Origin of the sequence: Clostridium sp. (genome assembly GCF_016650095.1) — a bacterium.
Classification (GTDB): Bacteria; Bacillota; Clostridia; order Clostridiales; family Clostridiaceae; genus Clostridium_AD.
The window spans coordinates 1-4,962 of sequence record NZ_JAENWL010000282.1; the positions used below are offsets into that span (position 1 = coordinate 1).

General features: G+C 30.6%; 5 protein-coding genes. 1 reads left to right on the forward strand and 4 read right to left on the reverse strand.

Annotated elements, in window-relative coordinates; genetic code table 11:
* Window positions 1-11: 11 nt before the first annotated feature.
* A complete protein-coding gene (locus tag JJE11_RS14490; RefSeq protein WP_291636860.1) occupies window positions 12-944 on the forward strand; it encodes an AEC family transporter in 933 nt (310 codons plus the stop codon).
* Window positions 945-1,141: 197 nt separating this feature from the next.
* Here JJE11_RS14490 and JJE11_RS14495 read toward each other — a convergent pair whose 3' ends face one another.
* From JJE11_RS14495 to JJE11_RS14510, 4 genes are all read right to left on the reverse strand, one after another.
* On the reverse strand, window positions 1,142-2,329 hold the full coding sequence (locus tag JJE11_RS14495; protein ID WP_291636856.1) for a crosslink repair DNA glycosylase YcaQ family protein: 1,188 nt from the start codon (window positions 2,327-2,329) through the stop codon (window positions 1,142-1,144).
* A 94-nt stretch (window positions 2,330-2,423) separates the two neighbouring features.
* A complete protein-coding gene (locus tag JJE11_RS14500) occupies window positions 2,424-3,176 on the reverse strand; it encodes an NYN domain-containing protein (protein WP_291636857.1) in 753 nt (250 codons plus the stop codon).
* 229 nt (window positions 3,177-3,405) lie between these two features.
* Window positions 3,406-3,789: a PH domain-containing protein gene (locus JJE11_RS14505; protein WP_291636858.1), complete on the reverse strand. Its 384-nt coding sequence runs from the start codon at window positions 3,787-3,789 to the stop codon at window positions 3,406-3,408.
* Between the two features lie 93 nt (window positions 3,790-3,882).
* Window positions 3,883-4,962: AI-2E family transporter (locus tag JJE11_RS14510; RefSeq protein WP_291636859.1), on the reverse strand; the 1,080-nt coding region annotated here is incomplete at its 5' end.

Genomic DNA, 4,962 nt, shown 5'->3' on the forward strand with positions numbered 1-4,962 from the left:
GGAGATTTTATATGTCTTTTGCAGCAAATCAAAGTGTATTAACTATAATTATAATGATTATGATAGGATATTTTTTGGCATATAAAAAAATATTTGATGAACAGGCAATTAATTTGATAACAACCATTGTTATCAACATTTCACTTCCAATGCTGATGTTTAATACAATTTCAAGTAATTTCACAAAACAGAAGCTTATATCTGACTCAAGTGGATTAATAGTGCCTTTTTTAACAATAGGTAGTTGCTTTATTATTGCCAAGCTATTTGCTATAGTTGCAAAAGTTAATAGCAATAGAAGAGGACTTTTTGTATCAATGTTTTTTAATTCAAATACTATATTTATGGGAATTCCAGTTAATCTAGCGTTATTTGGAGAGAAGAGCATTCCCTATGTTTTGCTTTATTACATAGCCAATACTTCGTTTTTTTGGACTTTAGGCATATATGAGATTGCTAAGGATGGAGACAAAAAAGGTTTGAAATTTTTTTCAATCAATTTTGTTAAAAAAATATTATCCCCACCATTGATAGGATTTCTTGTGGGTATGGTTTTGTTGTTATTAAATATAAAATTACCAGCATTTATTATGGATACTAGCAAATACTTGGGAAATCTTACAACTCCCTTATCTATGTTTTTTATAGGTGCATCCATTTACTCAGTAAATTTGAAATCCGTAAAATTTAGCATAGATATTGTTTGGGTATTATTCGGTAGATTTGTAATATCACCACTTCTAGTAATACTTATTTTGCCAATGTTTTCTATACCACACCTTATGGGTTCGGTTTTTATTGTACAAGCGGCTATGCCCGTCATGGCTAATTCGGCAATAATAGCAAAGGCTTATGGTTCGGATTATAATTTTGCATCGTTAATGATAGCAATTTCAACTATAGGTACTCTACTAGTCATACCAATTCTAATGGCGGTGTTATAAAGTATTGCGGTTTGTCTTACTTTTAATATTTAACAAATACTACATATTTTCTCCACTGATATCGACATAAGTATAAGTTGTTAAGTTAATGTATTAGAGCGAAGTCCCACTTTACTTTAATAAAAAAAGCTGCGAAGTAACACTTCACAGCCTTTTCATATTTAATACTATTTATCCTCTTCCCTAATTTTATCCTATTATAAACCTTCGCACTCTATTTTAATACTTTTACATTCATTGAATTTGGAAAATCTCTTAATACACTCATAAATATTTTCATTAAATCTATCATGGTCATCAATATAATCTTCGAGCCACAAATTTTTGACTATAAGTTGTTTTAGCTTTCTATCATTTACTATTTCTATTCTCCCAATAAAGTTATCTCCAGATAGAACAGGTAAAACGTAATAACTATATTTACGCTTTACAATAGGCGTATATATTTCCCACTTATATTCAAAATTGAAAATCTTTTTTATAAGCTTTCTATCCCAAAGCATATTATCAAGAGCAGCAATAAACTCTGTTCTGTATGTAAACTCATTATTGCACAATACCGTATCAATGATGTGTCTATCCGCGGACAAGCAGTAAAAAGTATCAGGTATATTTTCAATTTCAATTTCTATAATCTTGTTCGCCTCAAGTAATTTCTTAAATATGTTGCTTCGATTAGCAGCTTTTAAGCCATCAATTCCAAGTAATGCATCAGATGGTTTGTTCCAAAGCATTCCAACTGCACCAATACGTCTTAGAATTCTCCAAGACCTATGTTCTTCCTGCGTTAGATTGGGGTCACAGGCATTTAAAATTTCAGAATTAATGTGTTCACTAGCAAGAGCATAATGCTTAATTGTGCCTTTTTTATGATGAACAATTAGCTCTCCTCTAAAATACATTGTTTCTAGTGCCGCACGAGATAATGTAGTAGGATTCCATGACCAGTCAACTTTTTCATTAAAGTTAATATCTTTTGAAGAAGCAAATCCACGTTCTTTAATAATTGACCTTATCTCTTTTTCAACTAAATTAACTTTATCCAAACTTCTACCATATTGATGGTAAAATGCCCGCATTGGCGCAAAGTATTTCCAATCATCTATGCTTAATATAGACAAATTTTTATCAAAATAATCTATAAGTTTTCTTTCTTTATATAAAAGCTTATAAAGCATTCCTTTAGAAAAGCCTTCTACTCTTGATTGCAATACCAATTCTGCATTTTTACCACAAACGTCAATAGGATCAAACTGAATACACCCTGCTTGTTTTATATAATCACAAACACCATTTTCTCCAATAAATTTATGCTCACCTATTAACCCCTGTTTTATCAGAATGAATTGACGAGCTTGCTTATTTGTAAGTTTAACTGATCTCATATTATTATCACTTCCCACCTATTTTAATTCATAAAGTTTTTCAAAATAAAAAGGCCAATAAGATTTTAATCTATCGGCACTTTCTTCTTATTTATTATACTTTATTTCTAATATATTTAAGACTTATACTTGGATTACTGGTTTTTATTGATCTAATCTCAAAAATATTTAAAGAGGCTACAAAAGGCGTAAGCTTTGTATAACCATAGTTTCTGGTATCAAAATCTGGATACCTCTTATTAAGGGTGCTACCTAGTTCCCCTAAGAATGCCCAACCATCTTCATCTGAAATCTCAGTGATAATAGTTTTGATAGCCTCTACTAGTTTATCAGAACTTATCATACCACCTTTTGATTCTTCTTGTATTTGACTTCCTTTATTAGTTGTTGTTTCCACATTTCTTGACGGCATTGAAGCTAATACTTCAAGATATTTAAACTTCTCACAAGCTGAGATGAAAGGCGTAGGAGTTTTCTTTTCTCCCATTCCAATAACATACATACCAGCTTCACGAAGGCGGGCTGCTAGTTTTGTAAAATCACTATCACTAGACACAATGCAAAACCCATCAACATTATTTGAATAGAGTATATCCATGGCATCAATTATAAGAGCTGCATCCGTTGAATTTTTGCCTGTTGTATAACTATATTGTTGGATTGGACTAATTGAATAATTAAGCAATACATTCTTCCATGAAGCAAGTTGAGGTTTTGTCCAATCCCCATAAATTCTTTTATAAGTAGGGGTTCCATGATTTGAAATTTCATCAATTATATACTTTATATATTTATCAGATACGTTATCAGCATCAATCAAAACCGCTATTTTTTTATCCTTTTCCATCTTTATCTCCTTCACATATTATGTCTTCAGGCTATTTTATATAAATCTATTTTCATTACTTTAAAATAACATACTATTATATATCATTCTACAAAATCCTAAATATTCCTTTTTAATTTCCATAATTATTCTAATCACATACAATTCCCTACATAGATTGTTACCTCTTAAAAATAGGTCTTAAAAAAACACCTGAATTAACAGATGCTTAGTAAATTTTTCACGTAAACTAACCTATTATAAAATTATTTATCAAATAATATGCTTTTAATAATAGTTGATCCGTATTTTTACCCTTCATGAACTTTAGTTCTATTGTTATTCCACTAGCTAATATTAATTTTATTTCTGGGTCTAAATCAAATGTACCAGCTGTTTCAACTGCATAAGTAATAATATTTTTAAACGGTATAGTATAATACTCAACTTTTTTGCCAGCAGATCCTTGTTTATCAGCAACTAAAATACGTTTATCAGTAAAAACAGCCATGTCTCTTACTGTTTTTACAACGAAACATACTTTTTCGTTTGGAGAAATAAATGATTTTAGCGTATTCGATAGAGCCACTTCCTCATATAAATTAAAAATCTTATTTAAATTTACATTTGCCACAACACAACCCCCTAGTATAATAAACAACATTTCATCCTAAATAAATTATATCCTATGGAGTAAATGTTTACAATTAAAATATTTATTTTGCGCTTACCCCTCCGAGTTCACTTGCTCCTGGCGTTTTTCTATAAACTTTGTTAAGAAAAGTTTTATTATGCCGGCAATAGGTACAGACAAAAGCATTCCAAGTATACCCGCTAGTGTTCCACCGATTGTTATTGCCATTATTACAAAAATCGGATGTAAGCCCATACTATCTCCTACGATTTTGGGCGATATAACTGCACCATCAAGTTGCTGAACGGCAAGAAGTATCAGTACTGCCCATAGTGCCATAATAGGACTCGGGCTAAGAAGGCCTACAATAATTGCTGGAATACAACCAATTAGCGGACCAACATAGGGTATAACATTGGCAATACCCGCAGTAAACCCAATAAGAAAGGCAAAATCAATGCCTATAATAGATAGTCCAATACTGCTTATTAATCCAACTATTAAACCAACAAGCAATTGTCCTCTTATAAACCTTGATATAATGTAATTAATTTCATTGGCTGTTCTATTGAATCTTTTAAATTTGTTTTCCTTTATTATTAGGCACATAGAATTCAAGTATAGTTTCTTAAAATATTCATAGTCCTTTAATAAATAAAAGGAAATAAACAAACCAATGAAACTACTGATAACGCTGCTACCTATACCCGCAGATAATTTAATTATACTACCTATAGAAACTGATAAATATGGGGATATTTGCTTTATAGCTTGGGATAAATACTCCTTTATATTGCCTGAGAGACCACTTTGGGTAATTCTTTTATTAATGTAATCAAATAACTCATTATACCGCTTTACATAATCTCCGATAGACGTGAACATAACTGATAATGTCTCATTGCTACTAATTTGCCCACCAATCATTACGTAAATACTATAAACAAGTAGCACAAATAGTAAGATCACTACTAAATATGTTAGTACAATGCTAAGTAAATGGGTTTTACATTTAAGTTTTAGACGCTTAACAAGAAAAACATTTATAAGCTTTGATAATGGATACAATAAATACGCAATTATAATACCAGTAATAAGGGGTGAAATCATTGAAATCAAATCTTTAATTGCATTAATGATACTTCTCAACAACTCTCCAAAATTAAAAACTAC